Here is a 26,372-nt window from a genome sequence, read left to right as displayed (position 1 = left end):
TAAATATTACAGAATTTGCCGTTGTAGCTGTCCAATAATTTGCGGATTTTCTAAAGTAGAAACATCTTGGGTAATCACTTCATTTTTCGCAATAGAACGCAATAGACGGCGCATAATCTTGCCGGAACGAGTTTTTGGCAAGTTGTCAGCAAAGCGAATATCTTCAGGTCGTGCTATTTTACCGATTTCTTGAGATACCCACTGTTTCAACTCTTCTGCCACTTGTTTTGCTTCATCATCATCAATGAGAGCTTGATTAAGCACTACAAACGCTACTATCGATTCACCTTTGATTTCATCCGGCTTGCCGACTACCGCTGCTTCAGCAACTTTTTCATTCGCTACTAATGCTGATTCAATTTCCATTGTGCCTAAACGATGACCAGAAACATTCAATACATCATCCGTTCGTCCTAAAATCCAAAAATAACCATCTTCATCACGGTGCGCGGAGTCACCGGCAACATAGTATTTGCCACCCAACTCTTCAGGAAAATAAGTTCTCTTATAACGTTCATCGTCATTCCAAATAGTACGTAACATTGACGGGAACGGACGTTTAATCACTAACATACCGCCATTACCATTCGTAACTTTATTGCCCTCTTCATCAACGACATCTGCCATAATACCCGGTTGCGGTAATGTACAAGAACCTGGTTTCAACGCAGTAACTCCCGGCAAAGGTGATAACATAATTGAACCTGTTTCCGTTTGCCACCAAGTATCCACAATAGGACATCTCTCCTTACCAATAACCTGATAAAACCACATCCAAGCCGATGGGTTAATCGGTTCACCAACACTGCCCAATAAGCGCAATGAAGAGAGATCATATTTGTGCGGAATGTGATCACCGAAACGCGTCAATGAACGAATTAAGGTTGGGGAAGTGTAGAAAACATTCACTTTATGACGCTGAATAATACGCCAAATACGTCCGGCATCCGGATAACTCGGCACACCTTCATAAATCACTTGTGTTGCTCCGTTTGCCAAAGGCCCATAACAAACATAAGAGTGACCAGTGATCCAGCCCACATCGGCACTACACCAATACACATCATCCGCTTTGTTATCAAAAATATTACGGAAGCTGTTAAGTGCGCCTAATAAATAACCGGCAGTGCTATGAACAATGCCTTTTGGTTTTCCGGTTGAGCCAGAAGTATAAAGAATAAAAAGTGGTTCTTCCGCATCCATCCACTCCGGTTCACAAAAATCCGGTTGATCTTTAGAAAGTTCGTGCCACCAGAGATCACGTTCCTCTTGCCACGGCGTGTCAATATTTAAACGATAATAGACAATCACTTTTTCAATTGACTCACATCCCATCTCCAGTGCGCTATCAACCGTTTCTTTTAATGGGATAATTTTTCCACCACGTAAGCCTCCATTAGCTGTAATCACCATTTTAGCCTGAGCGTCTTCAATACGATCACGCAAAGCACTTGCTGAAAATCCTCCGAAAACAACGGAATGGATAGCACCGATTCGGGCACACGCCTGCATTGCAATCACAGCCTCTGCTAACATTGGCATATAAATCACAATACGGTCACCTTTTTTCACTCCTTGTTCACGCAGCGCATTAGCAAAACGGCAGACACGGTTGTGTAGCTGTTTATAGGTGTAAGTATTGACCTGACCGAAATCTGATTCAAAAATAAGAGCAACTTTATTGCCTTTATCCGGAAGATGACGATCCAAGCAGTTATATGAGGCATTAAGTTTGCCATCAATAAACCATTTATAAAACGGTGCATTACTGCCATCAAAAATAGTCATAAACGGTTTTTTCCAACTAATTAATTCTCTAGCCAAATCTGCCCAATAATGTAGGTAATCTTCATCTGCAAATTTCCATAATTGTCGGTACTGTTCATCATTGCCGATGTTCGCTTGTTGTCGAAATTCATCACTTGGTGGAAAAACTCGATCTTCTTTTAAAATTGAATCTAATTGTTGCATAGGGTTCTTCTCCTCTATTGATGGATAAGCAAGCGATACACCACATTACGAATCGCCAATGAAACTTTTAAGTTATACAAAAGTTAAAAAATAAGCAATTTAAAGTTAATGAAATGTTTGATGCATAGATCACATTTTTGAAAAAATTTTTGTTAGAATGAGAAAATTTACAAAAATAAGTAAGGAATGAGTTTAAATATTAACCAAAATATGATTAATAATTAGATTTATATTGGAAGCCGAGCATAAACACTCGGCTTTATCGGCTTTAAAAGATTCAGAAAGTGTCTGCCGGCACAAACACATATCCTTCCATCAGAATTCTGGCACTACGGCTTAATGTTGCACTTTTCACAACTGGCTTACCATTTTGATTTTCAATGATTGCTCCTACTTTTAAGGCACCTGATGGATGCCCGAATGTAACGCTTTTTTTCTCACCCCCACCGGCAGCCAAATTAACCAAAGTTCCAGGAATGCAAGCAGCAACACCAATTGCAACAGAAGCTGTTCCCATCATTGCGTGATGCAATTTTTGCATAGATAACGCTCGCACAAGCAGATCAATGCTATCCGCTTTTACCTCTTTACCGCTTGAAGTAATAAAATCTTTTGCCGGTGCGACAAAGGCAATTTTAGGCGTATGCTGTTTGGATTCAGCCTCTTTCTCATTGGCAATCAAGCCCATTTTCAATGCACCGGCAATTCTAATGCGTTCAAATCGATCTAATGCCGCTTGATCACTATTAATATCACGCTGTAATTCTTTCCCTGTATATCCAATTTCATCGGCATTCACAAAAATTGTCGGGATACCAGCCGTGATTAAGGTAGCCTGAAGTGTACCAATTTCAGGTACTGTCAAAGTATCAACCAAATTTCCAGTTGGAAATAAGGCATCATTCGGATCAACTGGTTCTACAAATTCCAAGACAATCTCTTCCGCTGGAAAAGCAACTCCGTCAATATAATAATCTCCTATTTCTTTCACTACACCATTAACCATTCTGACATAGCAAAAAATCGTTTTCTTGATATTAGCCTGCCAAATTCTTACGCAACAAATCCCATTTTCCGGAACATTCTCCACCAAACCTTCTTTAATGGCAAAAGCCCCTACTGCACTGGACAAATTGCCACAATTACCACTCATATCAACAACATCTTTATCAATAGCGACTTGACAAAAATAGTAATCGACATCGTGGTTAGCAACTGTGCTTTTTCCAACCAACACAACCTTAGATGTAGAAGAAGTTGCGCCCCCCATTCCATCTATTTGTTGTTTATAGAGATCTGGACTACCTACAATTCGTTGTACCAATTTATCCCGTTTTTTAGGATCTTGCCGTACCTCTTCGGGCAGATCCGCTATATTGATAAATGTACCTTTTGAAGTGCCACCACGCATATAGGTCGCTCTGATTTTAATTTGCGGTTTATACTCACTCATAGATTTCCACCTTAAAACAAAATAGTTTATTTATTGTTTTCGGATTACTATTTATTGTGCATTGACAACATCTTTCGCAAATTTCTGCAAAATGCCACCGTTTTTATACACCTCAACTTCAGCCGATGTATCCAATCTACATAAAACAGGGAATTTAACCACTTCGCCATTACTTCTTGTCATCACGACAGTTAAATCACATCTTGGCGAGATTTCACCTTCAATATCAAACAGTTCACTACCATCAATAGCATAAGTATGGCGAGAGTCACCGGATTTAAATTGCAATGGTAATACCCCCATTCCAACTAAATTCGTGCGGTGAATCCGCTCTATTGATTCGGCAATCACCACTTCAACACCAGCCAATCTCACCCCTTTTGCTGCTCAGTCACGTGAACTACCTTGTCCATAATTAATACCAGCAATGATAATTAATGGCTGTTTTTTCGCCATATAATGTTCAATCGCTTCCCACATTCTGGATTCTTTGCCTTCAGGCATAATTTTAGTGAGTGACCCTTGTTTAACACTACCATCTGCATTTTTGACCATTTCATTAAATAATTTTGGATTCGCTAGAGTTGCTCGCAATGCGGTATTGTGATCGCCGCGGTGAGTGGCATATGAATTCAAATCCGCTACCGGCAATCCCATTTTTAAGCAATATTCGCCCGATGCAGAAGTAGGCAAAATTGCATTCGATGGCGATAAATGATCGGTTGTAATGTTATCTGGAAAAACACCCAACGCTCTCATTCCTTTCAATGCCGGCATTTGCATATATTCCGCTTGCCAATACGGCGGTTTCTGAATATAGGTGGATTGTTTATTCCAAGGATAAAACAGGCTCATATCTTTTCTGTTGCTGTCATCTTTAATAAACATTGGAATATAAACATCATTATACATTTCCGGTCTAACGTATTTTTTCTCAATCGTATCGATCTCTTCGTCCGTAGGCCATAAATCCGCTAATTTAATGCTGTTTCCAGCCACATCCTTACCTAATTCATCATTTTCAATATCAAACCGAATTGTTCCCACCAATGCATAAGCGACTACTAATGCTGGTGATGCCAAAAATGCTTCTTTAACATAAGGGTGAATTCTACCGTCAAAATTTCTATTGCCGGATAATACGGCTGTGGAATAAATATTTCTCTCAAGCACTTCCTGTTGAATTTTCGGATCAAGTACACCAGACATCCCATTACAAGTAGTACAAGCAAAACCAACTATACCGAATCCTAATTTTTCTAATTCCGGCAATAACCCAGCGGCTTTGAGATAAACTTCTATCACTCTAGAGCCTGGTGCTAATGAGGATTTCACCCAAGGTTTCCGTTTCAAACCAAGCTGATTCGCTTTTTTCGCAACCAATGCGGCGGCAATAATATTACGCGGATTGGAAGTATTAGTGCAGGAAGTAATAGCAGCAATTAAAATAGCACCATCCGGAAGTTTATCGTCTTTTGGTGGTAATGGTTTGGCAATGCCTTCTGCTTTTAATATGGTTGTCGGCACTAATTTATGTGGTTTCGATGGTCCAGCCAAACTTCTTACAACTGAACTTAAATCAAATTTCAATGTTCTTGCATAAGTAGCATTACTTAAACTATCCGCCCATAACCCATTTGCTTTGGCATAGGATTCTACTAATCGAACCTGTTTTTCTTCTCTTCCAGTTGTTCTTAAATAAGCAAGCGTCTGTTCATCAATAGCAAAAATACCGGCGCTTGCTCCATATTCAGGTGTCATATTAGCAATAGTAGCCCGATCACCTAAATTTAAATATTTAATTCCTAAACCATAAAATTCTAAATAAGCGGAAATCACATTATTTTGTCTTAAAAACGAAGTTAATGATAATGCAATATCGGTTGCTGTAATTCCTGCTGCCCGAGTACCTGTAATTTCAACACCAATAATTTCCGGCACTCTCATATAAGAAGGGTTTCCCAACATCACATTTTCTGCTTCCAAACCGCCCACGCCAACGGCAATAACCCCTAACGCATCAACGTGCGGTGTATGTGAGTCTGTTCCGCCCAAAGTATCAGGAGAAGCAATGCCGTCATTTAAATGAATCACCGGCGACATTTTTTCCAAATTAATTTGATGCATAATGCCGTTGCCCGGCGGAATCACATCCACATTATTAAAGGCTTGTTTTACCCAGTTAATGAAATGAAATCTGTCCGCATTGCGTCTATCTTCAATTTCACGATTTTTTCTAAAGGCATCCGGATCATATCCGCCACATTCGACCGCAAGAGAATGGTCAACTATAAGTTGTGTCGGCACGACCGGATTGACTTTTTTAGCATCGCCACCCTTTTCTGCCACTGCTTCACGCAATCCAGCCAAATCAACAAATGCGGTTAAGCCTAAAATATCGTGACAAATCACACGAGATGGATACCAAGGAAAATCTTTATCCGTTCTTTTTTCTATTAATTGAATCAGAGAATCTTTTAAATCTTCTTCAGGACATTTTCTTAATAAATTTTCTGCCAACACTCTTGAAGTATAATTTAATTTAGAAAATGAATGAGGGGAAATATCTTCTATCGCCGATTTAATATCATAATATTTAACACCGGGCATATCCGGTAAATCTTTGAGATATTTTTTATTGTTCATCGTGATCTCCACAGATTGCTTTCATTATTGTTCACAGCGGATCATTTTATTTTTAATCGGACTTTTCAGGGTAATGTCATTATTACCCTGTACCACAAATCACGATAAATTAAGTTAGCAAAACTGCTAACTTAATTTTAGCTTTATTCTCTTTCTGATAAAGGAATAAATGCTCTTGGTGCCGGGCCGGTATATTCAGAATTAGGTCGAATAATTTTATTATTTGCTCTTTGTTCAAATGCGTGTGCAGCCCAACCTGCGGCACGAGACATAATAAATAACGGCGTATAATATAAACGTTCAATTTCCATATAGTGATAAATTAAACCACCAAAGAAATCGATATTATCCGGTAAACCTTTTTCCGCTTTTACTTTGTCACGAATCGCTTTAGCAATATCAAATAATTTCGGATCAGACGTTTCCAACTCTTTCAATTCTGAAGCCAACTCAAACCCGACCGGTGATCTTGGATCCAAATCACGATAAACGCGATGACCGAATCCCATAATTTTTTCTTTTCTGGCAAAGAGTTCGTCAACGGATTTTAACGCTTGTTCCACGCTATCAAATTGCAATACAAATTTAACCGCAACTTCATTAGCACCACCGTGTAAGCGTCCTTTTAAGGCAGCAATACCAGCAGTGATGCAGGAATAAATATCGGATAAAGTAGAAGCCGCAATTCTGTTGGCAAAGGTAGAGGCATTGAATTCGTGTTCAGCATAAAGCGTTAACATTGCATTCATTGCTTTAACTTCAATATCTAACGGTTTTTTCACTTTTAATCTTTCTAAGATATAACCTGCCATTGTAGTTTGCTCGGAAATCAGATCGATCTCCTTACCGTGCTTATGCCAGTGATGCCAATAGATAAGATAAGATAAGAAAAGAAGGGAGCGCACCTAATAAGCGAATCGCTTTCGGTAATTGATCTGAAAAATCCTCTTTTTCCGGTTCAACACACCCCAATGCAGAGGTTGCTGTTCGCATAACATCCATTGGATGGGAAGAAGCCGGAATTGACTTAAGTACATTCTTAACTGCAATCGGTAACTCTCTTGCAGCAATAATTTTTCTTCTAAAGTCATTTAATTGTTTCTGATTAGGTAATTCGCCAACTAAAAGAAGATAAGCGACTTCTTCAAAATCCGCTTTTAATGCCAGATCCTGTATCGCATATCCACGATAATTCAAACCATTTCCTAATCCACATGTACAGATTGCAGAACTTCCTGCGGTAATGCCCGCTAAACCACTCATTTTTGCCCCCTTAGTAGCATTTGATGAATTTCAGATAGAAAGCCTTACTTCTCAACTACTTGGCTTTGCCTTTGGAAAATAATTCGTCCATTTTTTGCTCATAAGCGTGATAATTCAACATATCGTATAATTCCATCCTTGTTTGCATGGTATCCAACACATCCTTTTGTGTTCCTTTCTCTTTCAATTCTTGATAAACGTGTAATGCAGCTTTATTCATTGCTCGAAATGCAGATAATGGATACAGCACCATCGACACACCAACCGAAGCCAACTCATCCACTGTAAATAAAGGTGTTGCACCGAATTCGGTAATATTGGCTAAAACCGGTACCTTTACCGCCTCAACAAACTGTTTGTACTCTTCCAACGTATGAATTGCTTCCGCAAAAATCGCATCCGCTCCAGCCTCAACATAAGCTTTAGCACGAGAAATTGCTGCTTCCTGACCTTCACTAGCGTGCGCATCTGTTCTCGCTATAATAAAAAAGTCCGGATCCAATTGTTGTTTTGCATCCACTGCCGCTTTGATGCGATCACACATTTCTTCTGTGGAAACCAATTCTTTATTCGGTCTATGGCCACATCGTTTCGCCGCAACCTGATCCTCAATATGTAAACCGGCTGCTCCTGCTCTGATAAATTCTTTAACTGTTCTAGCAACATTAAATGCGTGCCCCCAACCGGTATCTGCATCGACAATCAACGGTGTATCACAAACTGCGGTAATACGTCTGATATCAACACAAACATCTTCGATCATTGTCATTCCCAAATCCGGTAATCCATAAGAGGCATTGGCAATCCCACCACCTGATAAATAGATTGCTTTATGCCCCACTCTCGTTGCCTGCAAAGCCTGATAAGCGTTAATAGTTCCAACAATTTGTAATGGTGATGTTTGCTTTAAAACTTCTCTAAATTTTTTACCTGCACTGTTCATACATATATCCTCAAAATAAAGTTAAATTTGGGTATGTATAATTTCTATACACAAAGAATGTAGCATTTTAATTTATTTGTTTGAAACATATTTTTAATAAAAAATTAATAAAAAATAAAAATTAACATTTATTAAATTTGTTTAAAATTTGCTATTAAATTTGATTAACCTAGTTTATTAATAAAAATAAAATCAATAAATTCATAAAGATAAAACAATAAAACCAATATTTTTTTATTAACTCTTTAGCGTTAATATCCTTTTTTAAAGATTTATTTTTATTTCTTTTTAATCACATTTTTTAAAAATGTGATCTATACACCAAAATTTAATTAACTTTTATTTGATCATTTTTTAACTTTTATATAACGTAATAAAAACAAAGGCAAAAATATTTGGCGATTCGTCAGCAGTGCATCGCTTTTTTTATCCACCATCGATAAAGGAGATGATTATGCAGCAAATAGATTCTGTTCTTAAAGAAACTCGTGTTTTCCCGCCAAGTAATGACTTCCGTCAACAGGCAAATATTGGCGATGACGAGAAATACCAACAATTATGGGATTTTGCCGATAAGGATTATGTGAATTATTGGGCAGATCTGGCACGAGAACTCATCAGTTGGAAAAAACCGTTTGTAACGCCGTTTGACGGCAGCAATGCGCCGTTTTATAAATGGTTTATTGATGGAAAACTCAATGTTTCTTGGAACTGTTTGGATCGCCATTTACCGGATAAAGGCGATAAAATTGCGATTTTGTTTGAATCTGATTTTGGTCAGGTCAATACTTACACCTATAAACAGCTACACAATCGTGTTTGTCGTTTTGCCAACGCTTTACGTGAACAAGGCATCAAAAAAGGTGATCGCGTAATTATTTATATGCCGATGATCGTTGAAGCGGTGATTGCAATGCAAGCGTGTGCAAGAATCGGAGCAATTCACTCTGTCGTATTCGGTGGTTTCTCCGCCAGTGCTTTACGTGATCGTATTGAAGATGCTCAGGCTAAAATGGTGATTACTGCTAATGGTAGCTTACGCGGCGGTAGAATTATTCCATTAAAAGAGATTGTTGACGAATCATTGGAAATCGGCTGAAAATCTGTTGAAAAAGTCATTGTTTATTACCGTTTAAATGTTGACACTCCGTGGAATGAAGAACGTGATTTTTGGTGACACGAATTAACAATGCATCAACCTGATTTCTGCGAACCTGAATGGATGGATGCAGAAGATCCATTATTTATTCTGTATACCTCAGGGTCAACCGGTAAACCAAAAGGCATTGTTCATAGCACTGCCGGTTATTTATTAGTGGTTATTCATCACTTCCGCAATTTGATGGATTATAAACCTAACGATGTATTTTGGTGTACCGCTGATGTAGGTTGGATTACTGGTCACTCATTAGTCTGTTATAGCCCGCTTTCAAGCGGTGCAACCCAAGTGTTGTATGAAGGTGTGCCAAGTTATCCGGATGCAGGACGTATTTGGCGTATTATTCAACGTCATAAAGTAACCGTTTTCCATACTTCACCCACTTTACTTCGCTCGTTAACACGTTTCGGCGATCAAATTCCGAAAAAATATGCTCTCTCTTCATTGCGTTTACTTGGTACGGCAGGTGAACCGATTAACCCGTCTGCCTGGATGTGGTATCACGAAGTGATTGGAAAAGGTAAATGCCCTATTGTCGATACTTGGTGGCAAACTGAAACCGGTACAATTATGTTATCACCATTACCTGGTATTAACCCATTAAAACCGGGTTCTTGTGCTCTACCTCAACCGGGTATTATGGCGGACGTTGTCAATGAACAAGGTGAAAAAATTGAAAAAGGTAAAGGTGGCTTATTAGTGATTAAACGCCCTTTCCCTTGTATGGTTCGTACTATTTGGAATGACGATGAACGTTATAAGAAAACCTATTTCCCTGAAGAGTTAGGAGGTAAATATTATGTAACCGGCGATACTGCCTATCGTGATGAAGATGGTTATTTCTGGATTTTAGGAAGAACGGATGATGTTATTAACGTTTCTGGTCACCGTTTAGGTACAATGGAAATTGAATCTGCATTAGTGGCAAATGAAAAAGTAGCCGAAGCGGCAGTGGTTGGTAAACCAGATGAAATTAAAGGTGAATCAATTGTGGCATTTGTGGTGCTTAATCAGGCAACCATTGACGATGATGAAGCCAAACAGGTGGCAGAAGAATTGAAATTATGGGTATCTCAAGAAATCGGTAAAATTGCCCGACCTGAAGATATTCGTTTTGCCGACAATTTGCCGAAAACTCGATCCGGCAAAATTATGCGTCGCCTACTACGTTCTATTGCGAAAAATGAAATGATTACACAAGATGTTTCAACTTTGGAAAGCCCTCAAATTATCGGTCAGTTACAACGTCAAATTCTATAACCTGAAAACAACATAACCCTCAAAAAAATCGGGAAACATTTCCCGATTTTTTATTAAATTTATAAGCCCAATGCTTTTCTTACGCCTTCTCCATATTCAGGATCACATTTCGTACAGTTATCAATATGACGTTGCTTAATAAAATCAGGAGCATCGCCCATTGCTCGAGCTGTATTTTCAAATAACGCTTGCTTCTGTTCTGCTGTCATCAAACGGAACAAAGCACGAGGTTGGCTAAAATAATCATTATCATCTTCACGATAATCCCAGAAATCCGCATCACCGTTAATTTTAAGTGGTGGTTCTTTATATTGAGGTTGTTGTTGCCACTGTCCAAAACTATTCGGTTCATAATGAGGCAAACTACCATAGTTTCCATCCACGCGACCTTGTCCATCACGATGATTACTATGTACCGGACAACGTGCTCTGTTCACCGGAATTTGATGATAATTTACACCTAAACGATAGCGTTGTGCATCTGCATAGTTAAATAGACGTGCCTGCAACATTCTATCAGGAGAAACACTAATTCCCGGAACTAGATTACTTGGTGCAAATGCAGATTGCTCAACATCTAAGAAAAAATTCTCCGGATTACGGTTTAACTCAAACTCACCAACTTCTATCAGAGGATAATCCTTATGTGGCCAAACTTTGGTTAAATCAAATGGGTGATAAGGTACTTTTTCTGCATCCTGTTCCGGCATAATTTGGACATACATCGTCCATTTTGGAAAATCACCACGCTCAATTGATTCATATAGATCACGCTGGTGGCTTTCACGATCTTTACCAATTAAAGCTTCCGCTTCTGCATCTGTTAAATTTTTAATCCCTTGTTGAGTTTTAAAATGGAATTTTACCCAAAAACGCTCATTCTCTGCGTTGATAAAACTATACGTATGTGATCCGAAACCATTCATATGCCGATAACTTGCTGGAATACCACGATCACTCATTACAATCGTAATCTGATGAAGCGCTTCCGGTAACAATGTCCAGAAATCCCAATTATAAGTAGCTGAACGTAAATTTGTTCGCGGATCACGTTTCACGGCTTTATTTAAATCTGGAAACTTACGCGGATCACGAATAAAAAAGACCGGCGTATTATTGCCGACTAAATCCCAGTTTCCTTCTTCAGTATAAAATTTTAAAGCAAATCCTCGAATGTCTCGCTCTGCATCTGCCGCTCCACGTTCACCTGCTACGGTCGTAAAACGGGCAAACATTTCTGTTTTTTTACCAACTTCACTAAAAATTTTAGCTCGAGTATATTTTGTAATATCGTGTGTTACCGTAAAAGTACCGAATGCGCCAGAACCTTTAGCGTGCATTCTGCGTTCAGGAATTACTTCTCTAACAAAATTAGCCAACTTCTCCTGTAACCAAATATCTTGTGCCAATAATGGGCCTCGAGGACCTGCGGTTAAACTGTTTTGGTTATCCACCACCGGCGCACCGAAATCGGTTGTGAGATGGGTTACCGGGCATTTCCCCTTGAATTTTTCACTCATAATATTTTCTCCCTGATAGTATGATGTCTTCATTTTTACGATAAAAATGAGACTAAAACATTATATTTACTATAAAAAAGGATACTTATATTAAATTAATAGGTTAATAACAAACATTATTAATTAGTTTTAAAAATCAATAATATAAAAATCAATAGAATTAATCTTTTAAAATAATAGAAACTATAGAATAGTTGATACAGAGCTAGATGAATTGAAATATACCTGACAATTTATCTTTTCAAGGGATAATACCGTCCGGCATAAAAAATCTGCACTTCAAGAAAACTTAAAGTGCAGATAATATTGTTATTCGACTATTTAAATACCAAAATAATCCAAAATCCCTTTAGCTGCATCCCTGCCTTCCGCTATTGCGGTAACAACTAAATCAGAACCTCTGGTGACATCACCACCGGCGAATACTTTCGGATTAGCGGTTTGTTGCTTAAATTCACCTTTTGCTTCAATACGTCCTTGAGCATCGGTAGTAACACCGACATCAGCAAGAAATGGCATTTGATGTGGAGCAAAACCAAAAGCAATGATCACTGCATCACAAGGAATAATACGCTCACTGCCTTCAATGATTTCTGCTCGACGGCGACCATTTTGATCAGGTTCACCCATTGTTGTTTCCACTACTTCAATGCCGGTAACACGACCGTTTTCAATATGAACAGCAACCGGCTCCGCTTCAATCGCCACCGGTTGAGCATTAAATTGGAACTGCACGCCCTCTTCTTTCGCATTAATAAATTCTTTACGGCTTCCCGGCATATTGGCTTGATCTCGCCGATACACACAAGTTACTTCAGCTGCCTGTTGACGTATAGAAGTACGAACACAATCCATTGCAGTATCGCCACCGCCCAGCACTACCACACGTTTTCCAGCCATAGAAACATAATTATCCGGGTTTTGCCCTAGTAACTGCTGTGTATTGGCGATTAAAAAAGGCAATGCAGAATAAACGCCTTCCGCATCTTCATTCGGAATATTGGCTTTCATTCCTTGATAAGTCCCTACCCCAAGAAAAACGGCATCATACTGTTCAATAATCTCGGATAACTGAATATCTTCACCAATATTGACTCCCAATTTAAACTCAATTCCCATTTCTGTGAAAATTTCACGACGGCGTTTCATCACCTCTTTCTCAAGTTTAAATGCAGGAATACCGTAAGTCAGCAGACCACCAATTTCAGCCTGACGCTCATAAACTGTAACAGCAACACCATTTCTAATCAGCTGTTCTGCACAACCCAATCCTGCCGGACCAGCGCCAATTACCGCCACACGTTTGCCGCTTTTTTCAACATTGTTGACTTTAGGTCGCCATCCCATTTCAAATGCAGTTTCAGTAATATATTTTTCAATATTACCAATCGTTACCGCACCAAATTCGGCATTTAAGGTGCAGGCCCCCTCACACAAACGATCCTGAGGACAAACTCGACCACATACTTCAGGTAATGTATTAGTTTCGTGTGCCAATTCCGCCGCCTCAATAATGCGTCCTTCATAGGTTAACTTTAACCAATCCGGAATATTATTATGTAACGGACAACGATGTTGGCAATATGGATTACCACAGGCTAAACAGCGATCAGCTTGTGCTTTTGCCTGTGATTCATCAAAAATTTGATAAATTTCAATAAATTTTGTTTTACGTTGTTCTAACGATTTTTTCTGAGGGTCAATCCTAGGTAAATCAATAAACTGATAAATATTTCCTTGCTGGCTCATTGTTTTTTCCTTTTATTTGTCTGAGAGCGCCCGGGATTTCTCCCGGACGATGGAAAATTACTGCGTTACCACACCAAGTTCATTGACGGTGCGGCGTTGATGCCCTAATAACGCATTAAGATCATTGGCTTTTGGTTTCACCAATACAAATTTATCAGCATAATCACTCCAATTATTCAAAATGCGTTCCGCTAACGGGCTATGGGTTTCATCGTGATGATGCACCAATAATCCGCGCAAATGTTCCTGATAAGTAGGCAACTCGACAATCGATAATCCTTCCACTAATTCAGGATTAATACGACTACGGAATTTACCATCAACATCAAGTACATAGGCAAAACCACCCGTCATACCTGCACCGAAATTAATACCAGTTTTACCCAACACACAAACCACTCCGCCAGTCATATATTCACAGCCATTATCCCCAATGCCTTCAACCACCGCAGTTGCGCCAGAGTTACGCACTGCAAAACGTTCACCGACACGACCGGAGGCAAATAAACTTCCTCCTGTCGCACCATAAAGACAAGTATTACCAGCAATTGTCGATAATTCAGCTTTAAAACTTACTCCTGTATGAGGACGAATAACAATTTTTCCTCCAGCCATACCTTTACCGACGTAGTCGTTGGCATCACCAGTCAAATATAAGCTCACACCGCCAGCTAACCATACTCCAAAACTTTGTCCAACTGTACCGTTTAAGCGAATATCCACTTTCTTGCGTGCGTGACCGTTATTACCATATTTATTCGCAATCATACCGGATAAGGTTGCACCGACAGAACGATCTGTATTATTAACATCAAAGGTCAAATCAAGATGCTGTTCATCGTTATAATCAAACGCATCACCAACTTCTTTCAAAATTGCTTTATTCAGTAATCCCTTATCCATAGGTGGATTACTTTGCGTACAATATCTTGCACTGCCTGCTGGCACTTGCGGTGCATACAACAATTTCTGTAAATCTAAACCGCGCTGTTTTGTGGTTTTCCCCTCAATAATCGTTAATAAATCAGTACGTCCAATCAAATCCGTTAATTTTTCAACACCTAATTTTGCCAGCCATTCACGCACATCCTGTGCAATAAATTTAAAGTAATTCATCGCTTTTTCCGGCAAGCCGTGATAATGCTCATTACGCAATTTTTCATCTTGAGTTGCAATACCGGTTGCACAGTTATTTAAATGACAAATTCTGAGATAACGACAACCTAATGCAATCATCGGACCAGTACCAAAACCAAAACTTTCCGCACCCAAAATAGCCGCTTTAATCACATCTAAACCAGTTTTCAATCCGCCATCAACTTGCAAACGAACTTTATGACGAAGATTATTTTCAACTAATGCCTGTTGAGCTTCTGCCAATCCCAGCTCCCAAGGAGAACCGGCATATTTCACACTGGATAACGGACTTGCTCCCGTACCACCATCATAACCGGCAATTGTAATTAAATCGGCATAAGCCTTAGCAACACCAGTTGCGATTGTGCCAACACCCGGTAAAGACACTAATTTCACAGAAATCAATGCCTTAGGATTAATCTGTTTCAAATCAAATATTAATTGCGCTAAATCTTCGATTGAATAAATATCGTGATGAGGCGGTGGAGAGATCAATGTTGATCCCGGCACAGCATAACGCAATTGAGCAATATAAGGCGTTACTTTGTCGCCCGGTAATTGACCGCCTTCACCCGGTTTTGCGCCTTGAGCAACTTTAATCTGAATCACATCCGCACTCATTAAGTATGCTGGTGTTACACCAAATCGACCAGATGCCACTTGTTTAATTCGGGAAACTTTTTCTGTGCCATAACGACGAGGATCTTCTCCACCTTCACCTGAATTGGAATAGCCACCAAGACGATTCATTGCTATCGCCAAAGCTTCGTGAGCTTCAGGACTTAATGCGCCAATACTCATCGCCGCAGTATCAAAACGTTTATATAGATTTTCTGCCGGCTCAACTTTATCAACCGCAATCGCCTTGCTTTCATCAATATTTAATTGTAATAAATCACGGATAGTTGCCACTGGACGGTTATTAACGGTATCAGCATATTTCTGATAAATTCGATAATCACCACTGTTTACTGCCTGTTGTAAATAGTTCACTACCTCAGGATTATAAGCGTGATATTCACCGTCAGGTTTATACTTCAACAAACCGCCTGTCGGCAATGCTTGGCTTGCACGCCACGCATCACGTTGCAAACACTGCATATCCTGATCCAAATCAGCAAAAGAAGCACCCTCAATACGGCAAGTAATCCGTTTAAAACATAATTCAACAATCTCTTTATTAAAACCAACCGCTTCAAATAAATGTGCACAACGATAAGATGAAATAGTTGAAATCCCCATCTTGGAGATAATTTTATAAAGCCCTTTGTCAATTCCTTTGCGAAAGTTCAACAAAACAGTGCGTAGTGGTTTAGTAATCGCACCACCTGCCACCATTTCACTTAAACTTTCGTATGCAAGATACGGATAAACTGCAGTCGCTCCTAATCCTAATAAAACCGCGAAATGATGAGGATTTCGCGCTGAACCAGTTTCAACAATAATATTGGCATCACAACGAAGATTTTTTTCTACTAAACGTTGTTGCACCGCACCAACAGACAATGCTGCCGGAATCGGCACTCTAGGCGGAGAAATTCCACGATCCGATAAAATCAGCAATACAGTACCGTTGCGGGCCGCCTGCTCGGCTCTGTCTGCCAACTCTTCTATCGCCTGTTTTAAACCAACCGATTTAGGCTCATAAGTTGCATCCAAAATTTCGTGTTTGTAGTATTCCTGTGATAAAGCGAGCAATTGCTGCATATCAGAATAAAGCAATACCGGTGATTTAAAATTTACACGATGAGACATCCCTTCCGTTTCAAAGAAAACACTCATCTCCTGACCAATACTGGTATTAAGACTCATCACGTGTGCTTCACGAAGCGGATCTATAGGTGGATTGGTAACCTGTGCAAAATACTGACGGAAATAGTCATAAATTACTCGTGGATGAGTAGATAACACAGCAAATGGTGTGTCATCTCCCATTGAACCAACTGCTTCTTGACCATTTTCTCCCAGTACACGTAATAAACTTTCTAATTCTTCTTTGTTATAAGCGAATTGTTTTTGATAGGTGAGGAGCTGTTGTGGCGAAAATTCCGCCTTGCCAATCTTCTCATCAGGTATCTCTTCAAACGGTACTAAACGGTGAACATTACGCTCCAACCATTCACGGTATGGATGACGTTCTTTCAACTCTTTATCAATCTCTTGAGAATGAATTAATTTACCGTGTTCGGTATCGATGACCAATAACTCTCCCGGTCCGATACGACCTTTTTCAATGACTTCATCCGGTGCATAATCCCAAATCCCCACCTCACTGGCGATTGTAATCAATTTATCCTGTGTGATGACATAACGTGCCGGACGCAAACCGTTACGATCAAGGTTACAAGCAACTTGTCGACCATCACTCAATACAATGCCTGCCGGACCGTCCCAAGGCTCCATATGCATTGAGTTAAAGTCATAGAATGCTCTCAAATCATCATCCATATCCGGATTATGTTGCCACGCAGGCGGAATAAGCAAACGCATTGCACGGAATAAATCCATACCACCGTTCACAAACAATTCCAGCATATTGTCTAAAGAACTGGAGTCTGATCCGGTTTCATTCACAAAAGGTGCAATAGTCTGTAAATCAGGAATAAGTGGAGTGTGATATTTATAAGCACGTGCTCTTGCCCACGCACGGTTACCGGAAATAGTATTGATTTCACCATTGTGTGCTAAATAACGGAATGGCTGCGCCAATTTCCATTTTGGTAAAGTATTGGTTGAAAAACGTTGATGGAATAAACAAATCCCACTTTCCATACGTAAATCAGCCAAATCAAGATAGAATTTCGGCAAATCTTTCGGAATACATAAGCCTTTATAAATGATAATTTGGCTTGAAAAGCTACAGATATAAAAATCAGGATGATCAATGCGGTTTTCGATACGACGACGCGCCATAAATAAGCGGCGTTCCATATCCTTTATACCCCAACCGGCAGGAACATTAACAAAAACCTGCTTAATTGCCGGTAAACTTGCCGCCGCAATAGATCCCAATACGGCAGGATTAATGGCAACATCACGCCAAGCTGTAATTGTCAGCGTTTCTTTCGTTAATTCTTCTTTGATAATTGCTTGATATTGCTCGATCAACTGTGGATCTGTCGGGAAAAAGATCTGTCCGACACCAAAATTTTTATTTAATTTAAATCCCTGTTCTTCAGCAATAAAATGAAAAAACCGTTTCGGCATTTGCAAGTGCAAACCACAGCCATCACCGGTTTTACCATCGGACAACACCGCACCGCGATGCTGCATTCTGGATAAACCTAAAATCGCTGTACGCACAACTTTATGGCTTTGCTCACCTTCAAGATGGGCAATTAAGCCAAAGCCACAGTTCTCACGAACTTCATCTTTGTTATAAAGCATATGGATTCCTTAATGTTGTGTTTGTTTTATTATTGTAAGAGGGTTTTGAACATACCAAAAAATACCAACGGTAGCAAAATATTTTTGATAAATTTTATCAACTTTCTTTTTTTATTAATCTTTATCTTATTTTTAATCATTTTATTTATGGTTTAGTTAATAAATTCTCTTTTCATTAGATGAGAATTATTCTCAAATACTTTGATGTTTGAATATTAAAATTTCCCTTCAGTATCTCCTTGAGACAATCTCTTTTACCGAAAATGGTGTTAATACCAAGTATTCATAGATCTATCAATCTGAAATCAAATTATAAAAAAATAGCCAACAACTCAGAGGTATTGTTGGCTATTTGATTAACACAATGAAATTTACTGATTATGAATGCAGAATTTCACTTAATTCCACTTTTCGATTTTCATATCTGGATCTAGTACAAGCGTCTGCAGTGGCAATCGCCGCTCTTGCTGCCTCTCCAGTAAGCAATTTTTCAAATTCTTTACTTGGTTTCATACCGTGCATAATGTCATTTAAGTATTTCATTTCTTTACGCATTACGGAATTAAGCCAAAGCGGTGTACGTTTGCCGGGATGCCCATATTGAATTGCACCGTCCATTTCTGTACTGGTATAAATTCTGGTACGATCATCATCTTCTTCTTGGCTTTCGTGAATCAAAAAATGGCTATCTTTGCCGTCCACGCGTAAGGTGCCACCACAATGGAACATATCTAATTTAATCGCACCTTTTTCCCCTTGAATCAGCACATAATGTTCCCCCCAGCGGAAAGCTGATCCCCATTCCAATATAGCAAATCTTCCATCATCAAATTCAAGATTAAGAAATAACATATCATCTTCATCACCAAATTGTTCTCCTTGATGAGCGACATTTCCTGCTGTCATCGTAACCGTTTTCGGCATTCCCCCCATTAAAAATTGAACACAATCCAATTCGTGAATATGGTGATATAAATGTCCGCCTGATTTTTCTCTCATTTTTTTCCAAGAAATAGAAGGCTGAACATCCTCCCAACCATTACGTGCAGTATGGCAATAAAGTACTTTCCCGATCACACCTTGGTTAATCAACTCTTTAGCGTGATGCACGCCATTAAAGAAATTCATAATATGCCCTGCCATAAAGACTACGCCGTTCTCCTCGCAGGCTCTGACCATTTCATCGCAGTCTTGATAACTTAGTGCAATCGGCTTTTCACAAAAAACGTGTTTTTTATATTTTGCTGCAAGTAATACGGGTTCTTTATGTAAGTAATTCGGTGTTGCCACAATCACACAATCCACATCCGCACGAGATACTGCATCCTCTAACGAATCGGCTGCTTCACAACCTAATTCTTTAGCGACTGCTTTACCATTTTCTGGATCATAAACAACCACCACTTTTGCATCATCATTTTCATTCATAATTCTGGCTAAATCTGCACCAAAATAGCCGACACCAATCACAGCATAATTTGTCATTTTATTTCTCCTAAAAGAATAGATATAAGTTTATTTCACTGAGCCTTCAGAAAGCCCACCTGCAATTTTGTTCTGGATAAAGGTGAAGAACAGCACGGACGGCAACACAACCAAGACAGAAGCCGCCATCATATCGCCCCAATCTAAAATCTCTGCACCATTTAATGAACGTAATGCTACCGCTACTGTCATTTTGCTCGTATCGTTTACTAAAATAAGAGCATATAAGAACTCATTCCACGCATTAATAAAGGTATAAATTGCCGTTGCTACAATGCCGGGCGCAACTAATGGCAATACAATTTTGAAAAACACGGTAAATTTATTTGCACCATCAATCCGTGCAGCTTCTTCAATTTCGATAGGAACGGTTCGGAAAAATCCAACCAACAACCAGACCGCATAAGGCACACTAAATGAGAGATAGACCACAATAAGCCCTGTCATTGTATTGGTTAGTCCAACTTTCGCCATTGCGATGGAATAAGGAATTGCCAATAGAATTGGTGGAAAAATATAGGTAGTAACCAATAATTTTGACATTACTGCCCCCAATTTCGGGAAAAATCGAACAATGCCATAAGCCGCCATTGCTGAAATGATGATAGCAATTAATGTTGTAATTAAGGCAATAGCCAAACTATTTTGAATATTAACGATAAAATGTAAGTCGTTAATCACGTGTTCAAAATAGTCCAAGGTAAACACCTTTGGCCAAAAACGGGTGGGTTCACTGGTTAATTCACCTTTACCTTTGATAGAAGAAATGATAATCCAGACTAAAGGAAATACTGCAACTACTGTTGCAATTAATAAAAACAGATGTGCAACAATATCACCTAAAATAGATTTTTTCGTTTTCATTTTATTCCCCCTCTTTTTCCCAACGGCTAATCACTTTGAAATAGATAAAGCAAATAAGTAATAGGAAGATAAATAGCAGCACCGTTACCGCAGAAGAACGACCAAGCATTTTGGTTCCCCAACCCATATTGTAGGCAAAGATAGGTAAGGTCATTGTTGAGTTAGCTGGCCCACCACCCGTGATGAGATAGATAATGTCAAAGTTGTTAAACACCCAAACCGTGCGTAACACCACTAATAATCCAATTACCACTTTGATATGTGGAAGTGTAATGTGACGGAACACTTGCCACGCATTTGCACCGTCAATCTTCGCCGCTTCGTATTGTTCTTGTGGTACGGTTTGCAAGGCGGATAAAACGTTCACCATAATCAGTGGTGCGCCAAACCAAACGTTAATAAACACCAAGCTGACAAAAGCCCAAGTACTATCAGAAAGAAAGTGCGGTGCAATATCCATTAATCCGAGTTTCACAATCATATTCGGCAAATAGCCGTATACACCGTTTAAAATCCATTGCCAAGAAAAGGCAATAACAATAGTTGGAAATGCCCACGGAATAATTAATAAGATTTTGTATAACCATTGCAAATGACGAATACGATGTAATGCCATTGCTAGTGCAAACCCAACCAATACTTGTCCAACCAAAGAAAATACTGTCCATAAGATTGAATTAAAAAATGCTAACCAAAAACTAGGATCGTTAATTACCGCTATATAATTATCAAATCCAACAAACTTCCAGTTCGGCATAATCAAATTCTTATTGGTAAAGCTGTAAAAAATGCTTGATAAGAATGGATAGACGAATAATACCGATACCACTATCATCGCAGGCAGGACAAAAATCCACCTTGTATAGTTTTTTTGATACATAAAACCCCCTTCTCAGTTACTGAGAATCTGTATCTACTTTGAGGATAATGGGCGGCGATAACCGCCCTAGAATTTATTGAGCAACCGTTTCAAATAAAGTATTTAGCTGATCTTCTGCTTTTTTAGCGGCTACCATCGGATCTGTACCATTAACCACAATATCTTGGAACATTGCTTCAATAATGTGCTGATTTGTCAATAAACCGCCTTGTACGGTTGGTCCATATTCATATCCAATTGCGGTGCCGGTTTGTACTGCATCGGAAATCACTTTTTCTGCGTGAGCAAATTTCTTCACCATTGGGTTATCTTTATAAGCCGGTTCATTCGCAATATCTTTAAGCGCCGGCAACATTCCTACCGGAACTGAAGCAAGAAATTTAATATAACGATCTTTATCATAAAGTGTTTTAATAAAGGCTTTACTAATTTCAGGATGTTTTGAATGTTTCCAAACCACTAAAGGAATATTCGCTGTTTCCAAACCATAATCAGGATCATTCACATTCATTTTTGGTACTGGGTAAGCATCAACAAAATCTAATAACTGTGGTGTATTTGCTTGAACACCGCCAATCTGGAAACCGGAATTAAAGTCAAATGCGGTTTTTCCTTGGTAATACAGAGTGGCTTGTTGTAATACATTGTAATTAATAGAATCTTTCGGTGAAGTTTCTTTATACATTTTCACCCAGTATTTAATACCATCTTGTGGAATTTCACTGGTGAGGTCCACTTTTAGATCTTTAGTAAGCAAACTACCGCCACGGCTTTTCACATATAAATTCAAAAAGCGAGTTGCGATAAAATCATTCGTCCCCATTGGCACAGATAGACCATATACCCCATCTTTAGTTAATGCCTTAGCTGCCTGATACAACTCATCCCACGTTTTCGGCACGGATAATCCATTTTTCTCCAATAAATCTTTCCTAATCCACATCACTTGCGCGTGAGAATACAAAGGAAGCGAATAATTATTCTCTCCTACAGTCCCCTCATTGATTGCAGCCGTGGAAAATCTATCTCGACCTAAATCATCAATCAAATCATTAATTGGAGATAATGCTTCAACATTAATCATCTCAACAACTTGATTCGGTAATGCGGTACTCAAATCCGGCACATTTCCTGAAGCTAATCCTGTTGTCCATTTGGTATAAAAATCATTCCAAGAAAAGGTTTCAATTTTAATTTTGACCTTCGGATTCTTTTGCATAAAGTCATTCGCTGCCTGTTGGATAATTTCCAAGCGTGGCCCCTGAGTAAAAGAGTGCCACATCGTAATATCACCAGCTAACTCCGATGGTTCTGTACTCACATTTGTATTCGTAGTTTGTGATTTTTCATCTTTACAGCCATTTAGCACTAATGTGGCGAACACCACAGATGCTGCAACAGTTAATAATTTTTTGAATTTCATAACTCACCTCATATATATTAAGAGCGATTACAACAAGGCTTGCTCTGTGGTTGGATCAAAGAAATGTGCTCGCTTCATATCAAACGCAAGTGTGATTTGCTGCTCCATTTCAATTTTTTGCCGCGAATGAACAATCGCTTTTATCGGTTGATTGCCCAAACTGGTATGCACGATATATTCTGCACCTAACAATTCTGCGACATATACCGGTGCCGAAACTCTCGCATTCTGATAAGAACCGAGTAATAACGGCTCATTAGAAACATTCTCCGGACGAATACCTAAAACGACCTCTTTCCCCTCTTGACCTAATGCCACGAGTTGTTGCCAGATTTCATCAGGAATAGCTAGCTGATAATGATCCGAAGTAACGAAAGAATGATTCTCCAACCGACCTTTTAAAAAGTTCATTGTCGGTGCGCCGATAAATCCGGCAACAAACAAATTTGCAGGATTATCATAAATCTCTTTCGGTGTACCGATTTGCTGTACAATTCCTGCGCTCATCACAACGATACGATCTGCCATTGTCATTGCTTCGGTTTGATCGTGAGTCACATAAATCGTGGTCGCATTCAGTTTTTTATGAATCCGGATAATTTCTGCACGCATATTACTGCGCAACTTGGCATCTAAATTTGAAAGTGGTTCGTCCATCAAAAAGACCTTCGGTGAACGTACTATAGTTCTGCCTAAAGCAACACGTTGTCGCTGACCGCCGGATAAGGCTTTCGGTTTACGATCGAGTAATTCTTCCAAGCCTAAAATTTTTGCCGCCTCACGCACTTTGCGGTCAATTTCCGCTTTATCAACGTTACGTAATTTCAAAGCAAACGCCATATTTTCGTAAACAGTCATATGAGGATAAAGTGCATAAGATTGAAACACCATTGCGATGTCGCGATCTTTCGGCTCAACATCATTCACACGACGATCATCAATAGAAAAATCTCCTTCGGAAATATCCTCCAAACCAGCGATCATTCTTAATGTTGTTGATTTACCACAACCTGAAGGCCCAACTAACGCAATGAACTCTTTATCTGCCACTTCAAGATTAAAATCTTTCACAGCTTCAAAACCATTACGATAACGTTTATAAATATGTGATAAAGAAAGTGTTGCCATAACGTTTCCTTCTTCGTATTCAACTTAATATTTAACTGACAAAAAGTTAAAAATAAGCTACTATTTAAACAATATAGAGATAAGACATCATATCTCTAAGATTTAGAGATATGATGTCTTAAATTGCATAAATTTTCTGCGATAAAGATCACAAAAATGAAAAAATCAGAAAAAAAAGTAAAGAATATGGCCTTACAAGAAGATATTAAACAATTAATTCTTAATAAAGGTTTAAAAGCAGGCGATCTAATGCCTACTGAAAATGAGCTAATGGAATATTTAAATGTCAGCCGATCTAGTTTAAGAGAAGCTGTTAAATCATTAGAAGCATTGCATATTTTAGATATTCGGCACGGTGTAGGAACTTTTATCAGCGAATCCTCGCTCACACCAATGATTCAAAGCCTTGCTTTTCATACACAATTACAACTACAAAATAATATAAAATATTTATTAGATATCTTAGATATTCGTGAAATTCTGCAATATGGTTTTGCTCCGCTTGCTATTGCCAATATTAGTGATATAGAGGTCGATCAACTGCAACAGTTAAGCTTAGAATTACAACAATTGGCTAGACAAAACCTATTCTCTAGCGAACTAGAATATAAAATTCAACTACAGACCTATCAAGCAATAAATAATCCACTTTTGTCACAATATCTAGACGCTTTCTGGCAAATATTCAATTTACAAGAGGAAAACTTGCCAACTATAACTCTCTCAGCTCAAGAGGTAGCGTTGCACTATCGTGAATGGGTAGATGCTGTAGAGGCACGCGATATTAACCGTTTCCAACACGCCGTACTACTTTATTTTCGTACTCTACGTCAACGCTTACAACAAAAGGAAAAAGAAAATGGACAATATTAATGTTGCTCTTGTTGGTTGTGGCTTCTTCGGTCAACAACTTGCTTCTGTATTTAATAAATTACCCGCAAAATTGGTTGGTGTAACCGATTTACAGATAAACCTAGCACAAAACATCGCCGAACAATACAAAACACAAGCCTATGCCGATTTAAATACATTACTTACTCAGCAGAAAGTCAACCTCGTGCTTATCGCCACCTACAATTATAGCCATCGCCAACTTGCAGAAATTGCCATTCAAAAAGGTTGTGCCGTATTTATTGAAACACCTTTCACGATTAATGAACAAGATGCCCATCAACTGATACAAATGGCAAAAGAAAATAATGTACCGCTTTTTGTTGGACACTGTTTGCGTGTATTACCAGGCTTACAACAAGCAAAACAATTATTAACACAACAAACATTGGGAAAAATAACGGTAGTACGAGCAAATCGCCAACGCTGGATAAATCCTATTTTTCAAAAAGATTGGTGGAAAAATGATATTCAACTAACTGGAGGAAAACTCTTTCATGAAATACATGAATTAGATTTACTTGCTTGGTTAATTGGTGAAGTTGAAGCTGTTTTTGCACAATCTACTAATCGAGCACATTTAGAAACGCCTGACCATCACGATATTATTCAATTATTGCTACAATTTAAAAATGGCGTTTTCGGTTCTTTAGAAATGGGAACAGCGTATCGCTTGCCTAAATGGGATATTGCCATTCACGGTGAACTAGGCTCAATGATGATTAATTTCTTCACTTCCACCGTTACAATCACTTTCGCTAACGGCAAACGCCAACAATTTAATATGTATAACGAATTTGAGGCTGATCTATCTTTACGAGAAAGTAGTAAAGGGATCCAAAAATATGGTCAACCCAATGAACATTGCCCTTATTGGCTGACTCGTGCTGTAGAATTAGAAGCACAAAGTATTTTTGAACATTTACAACAACACAAAAACAGCATTCTTTGCGAACTTCCAGCAAGAGCAATTTGTATTGCTTCGGCTGCAACCCAATCTATTCAAAAGAAAAAATTAATTAACGTAAAATATTAAATCTCTTATTAAAATACCCATTAAGAAAACATTTTTAATAAGTATCAAACTACTAATTATTTATACAAACAAAACATACTGAATGCAAAACAACATTAAGCCAAACATTCTATTTTTTCTTTTTTAATAGATTGAATGATAAAAACAAACCTACGATAAAATATCATAGGTTTGTCA

At 38.7% G+C, this 26,372-nt stretch carries 15 protein-coding genes and 2 pseudogenes; 3 read left to right on the top strand and 14 right to left on the bottom strand.

Annotated features, from left to right (window positions below; translation table 11 throughout):
- Positions 1-6: 6 nt before the first annotated feature.
- The 6 genes and pseudogenes from acs (ACXPAV_RS01550) to prpB all read right to left on the bottom strand — a co-directional run bounded on the left by acs (ACXPAV_RS01550) (position 7) and on the right by prpB (position 8,276).
- Positions 7-1,971, bottom strand: coding sequence for an acetate--CoA ligase (acs, locus tag ACXPAV_RS01550; protein ID WP_458003800.1), 1,965 nt, complete (start codon positions 1,969-1,971; stop codon positions 7-9).
- A gap of 277 nt (positions 1,972-2,248) precedes the next feature.
- On the bottom strand, positions 2,249-3,424 hold the full coding sequence (gene prpF, locus ACXPAV_RS01545) for a 2-methylaconitate cis-trans isomerase PrpF (protein ID WP_458003799.1): 1,176 nt from the start codon (positions 3,422-3,424) through the stop codon (positions 2,249-2,251).
- 51 nt (positions 3,425-3,475) lie between these two features.
- A pseudogene (gene acnD / locus ACXPAV_RS01540) lies at positions 3,476-6,070 on the bottom strand (Fe/S-dependent 2-methylisocitrate dehydratase AcnD).
- A 143-nt stretch (positions 6,071-6,213) separates the two neighbouring features.
- Complete coding sequence (locus ACXPAV_RS01535) at positions 6,214-6,975, bottom strand: citrate/2-methylcitrate synthase (protein ID WP_458003798.1); 762 nt, start codon at positions 6,973-6,975, stop codon at positions 6,214-6,216.
- Complete coding sequence (locus ACXPAV_RS01530) at positions 6,923-7,333, bottom strand: citrate/2-methylcitrate synthase (RefSeq protein WP_458003797.1); 411 nt, start codon at positions 7,331-7,333, stop codon at positions 6,923-6,925. The genes ACXPAV_RS01535 and ACXPAV_RS01530 overlap by 53 nt, the downstream gene beginning before the upstream one ends.
- Positions 7,334-7,388: 55 nt before the next feature.
- Positions 7,389-8,276 carry a methylisocitrate lyase gene (prpB, locus tag ACXPAV_RS01525; RefSeq protein WP_458003796.1) on the bottom strand — a complete coding sequence of 296 codons (888 nt, stop codon included), beginning with the start codon at positions 8,274-8,276 and terminating at the stop codon, positions 7,389-7,391.
- A gap of 454 nt (positions 8,277-8,730) precedes the next feature.
- On the opposite strand from prpB, the pseudogene acs (ACXPAV_RS01520) reads away from it, so the two are divergent.
- Positions 8,731-10,695: pseudogene (acs, locus tag ACXPAV_RS01520) on the top strand (acetate--CoA ligase).
- 59 nt (positions 10,696-10,754) lie between these two features.
- Here acs (ACXPAV_RS01520) and ACXPAV_RS01515 read toward each other — a convergent pair.
- From ACXPAV_RS01515 to ACXPAV_RS01480, 8 genes are all read right to left on the bottom strand, one after another.
- Positions 10,755-12,215 carry a catalase gene (locus ACXPAV_RS01515; RefSeq protein WP_039133197.1) on the bottom strand — a complete coding sequence of 487 codons (1,461 nt, stop codon included), beginning with the start codon at positions 12,213-12,215 and terminating at the stop codon, positions 10,755-10,757.
- A 321-nt stretch (positions 12,216-12,536) separates the two neighbouring features.
- On the bottom strand, positions 12,537-13,964 hold the full coding sequence (locus tag ACXPAV_RS01510) for an FAD-dependent oxidoreductase (RefSeq protein WP_458003795.1): 1,428 nt from the start codon (positions 13,962-13,964) through the stop codon (positions 12,537-12,539).
- Positions 13,965-14,021: 57 nt separating this feature from the next.
- A complete protein-coding gene (gltB, locus tag ACXPAV_RS01505; RefSeq protein WP_458003794.1) occupies positions 14,022-18,488 on the bottom strand; it encodes a glutamate synthase large subunit in 4,467 nt (1,488 codons plus the stop codon).
- 378 nt (positions 18,489-18,866) lie between these two features.
- Entirely contained in the window at positions 18,867-19,973 is a 1,107-nt protein-coding gene (locus tag ACXPAV_RS01500; RefSeq protein WP_039169940.1) for a Gfo/Idh/MocA family protein, read from the bottom strand.
- Positions 19,974-20,003: 30 nt separating this feature from the next.
- Positions 20,004-20,837, bottom strand: a complete 834-nt coding sequence (locus ACXPAV_RS01495) for a carbohydrate ABC transporter permease (RefSeq protein WP_210641432.1) — start codon at positions 20,835-20,837, stop codon at positions 20,004-20,006.
- Position 20,838: 1 nt separating this feature from the next.
- On the bottom strand, positions 20,839-21,717 hold the full coding sequence (locus tag ACXPAV_RS01490) for a carbohydrate ABC transporter permease (protein WP_210641430.1): 879 nt from the start codon (positions 21,715-21,717) through the stop codon (positions 20,839-20,841).
- 73 nt (positions 21,718-21,790) lie between these two features.
- A complete protein-coding gene (locus ACXPAV_RS01485; protein ID WP_210641428.1) occupies positions 21,791-23,140 on the bottom strand; it encodes an ABC transporter substrate-binding protein in 1,350 nt (449 codons plus the stop codon).
- A 27-nt stretch (positions 23,141-23,167) separates the two neighbouring features.
- Positions 23,168-24,268, bottom strand: coding sequence for an ABC transporter ATP-binding protein (locus ACXPAV_RS01480; RefSeq protein ID WP_013745356.1), 1,101 nt, complete (start codon positions 24,266-24,268; stop codon positions 23,168-23,170).
- A 156-nt stretch (positions 24,269-24,424) separates the two neighbouring features.
- Here ACXPAV_RS01480 and ACXPAV_RS01475 point away from each other — a divergent pair, with 156 nt between their 5' ends.
- Positions 24,425-25,141: a FadR/GntR family transcriptional regulator gene (locus ACXPAV_RS01475; RefSeq protein WP_039169931.1), complete on the top strand. Its 717-nt coding sequence runs from the start codon at positions 24,425-24,427 to the stop codon at positions 25,139-25,141.
- A complete protein-coding gene (locus tag ACXPAV_RS01470; RefSeq protein ID WP_013745358.1) occupies positions 25,128-26,195 on the top strand; it encodes a Gfo/Idh/MocA family protein in 1,068 nt (355 codons plus the stop codon). Before ACXPAV_RS01475 ends, ACXPAV_RS01470 begins: the two co-directional genes overlap by 14 nt.
- Positions 26,196-26,372 lie beyond the last annotated feature (177 nt).

The organism is Gallibacterium sp. ZY190522, from assembly GCF_054166015.1.
Note: the sequence above shows the minus strand (reverse complement) of the source record. Positions and strands in the feature narration are given on the sequence as shown.

What these genes read in the sequence shown, in the direction of transcription:
- acs (WP_458003800.1), bottom strand. Translation starts at nt 1,971, where the DNA reads ATGCAACAATTAGATTCAATTTTAAAAGAAGATCGAGTTTTTCCACCA.
- prpF (WP_458003799.1), bottom strand. Translation starts at nt 3,424, where the DNA reads ATGAGTGAGTATAAACCGCAAATTAAAATCAGAGCGACCTATATGCGT.
- ACXPAV_RS01530 (WP_458003797.1), bottom strand. Translation starts at nt 7,333, where the DNA reads ATGAGTGGTTTAGCGGGCATTACCGCAGGAAGTTCTGCAATCTGTACA.
- prpB (WP_458003796.1), bottom strand. Translation starts at nt 8,276, where the DNA reads ATGAACAGTGCAGGTAAAAAATTTAGAGAAGTTTTAAAGCAAACATCA.
- ACXPAV_RS01515 (WP_039133197.1), bottom strand. Translation starts at nt 12,215, where the DNA reads ATGAGTGAAAAATTCAAGGGGAAATGCCCGGTAACCCATCTCACAACC.
- ACXPAV_RS01510 (WP_458003795.1), bottom strand. Translation starts at nt 13,964, where the DNA reads ATGAGCCAGCAAGGAAATATTTATCAGTTTATTGATTTACCTAGGATT.
- gltB (WP_458003794.1), bottom strand. Translation starts at nt 18,488, where the DNA reads ATGCTTTATAACAAAGATGAAGTTCGTGAGAACTGTGGCTTTGGCTTA.
- ACXPAV_RS01500 (WP_039169940.1), bottom strand. Translation starts at nt 19,973, where the DNA reads ATGACAAATTATGCTGTGATTGGTGTCGGCTATTTTGGTGCAGATTTA.
- ACXPAV_RS01495 (WP_210641432.1), bottom strand. Translation starts at nt 20,837, where the DNA reads ATGAAAACGAAAAAATCTATTTTAGGTGATATTGTTGCACATCTGTTT.
- ACXPAV_RS01490 (WP_210641430.1), bottom strand. Translation starts at nt 21,717, where the DNA reads ATGTATCAAAAAAACTATACAAGGTGGATTTTTGTCCTGCCTGCGATG.
- ACXPAV_RS01485 (WP_210641428.1), bottom strand. Translation starts at nt 23,140, where the DNA reads ATGAAATTCAAAAAATTATTAACTGTTGCAGCATCTGTGGTGTTCGCC.
- ACXPAV_RS01480 (WP_013745356.1), bottom strand. Translation starts at nt 24,268, where the DNA reads ATGGCAACACTTTCTTTATCACATATTTATAAACGTTATCGTAATGGT.
- ACXPAV_RS01475 (WP_039169931.1), top strand. Translation starts at nt 24,425, where the DNA reads ATGAAAAAATCAGAAAAAAAAGTAAAGAATATGGCCTTACAAGAAGAT.
- ACXPAV_RS01470 (WP_013745358.1), top strand. Translation starts at nt 25,128, where the DNA reads ATGGACAATATTAATGTTGCTCTTGTTGGTTGTGGCTTCTTCGGTCAA.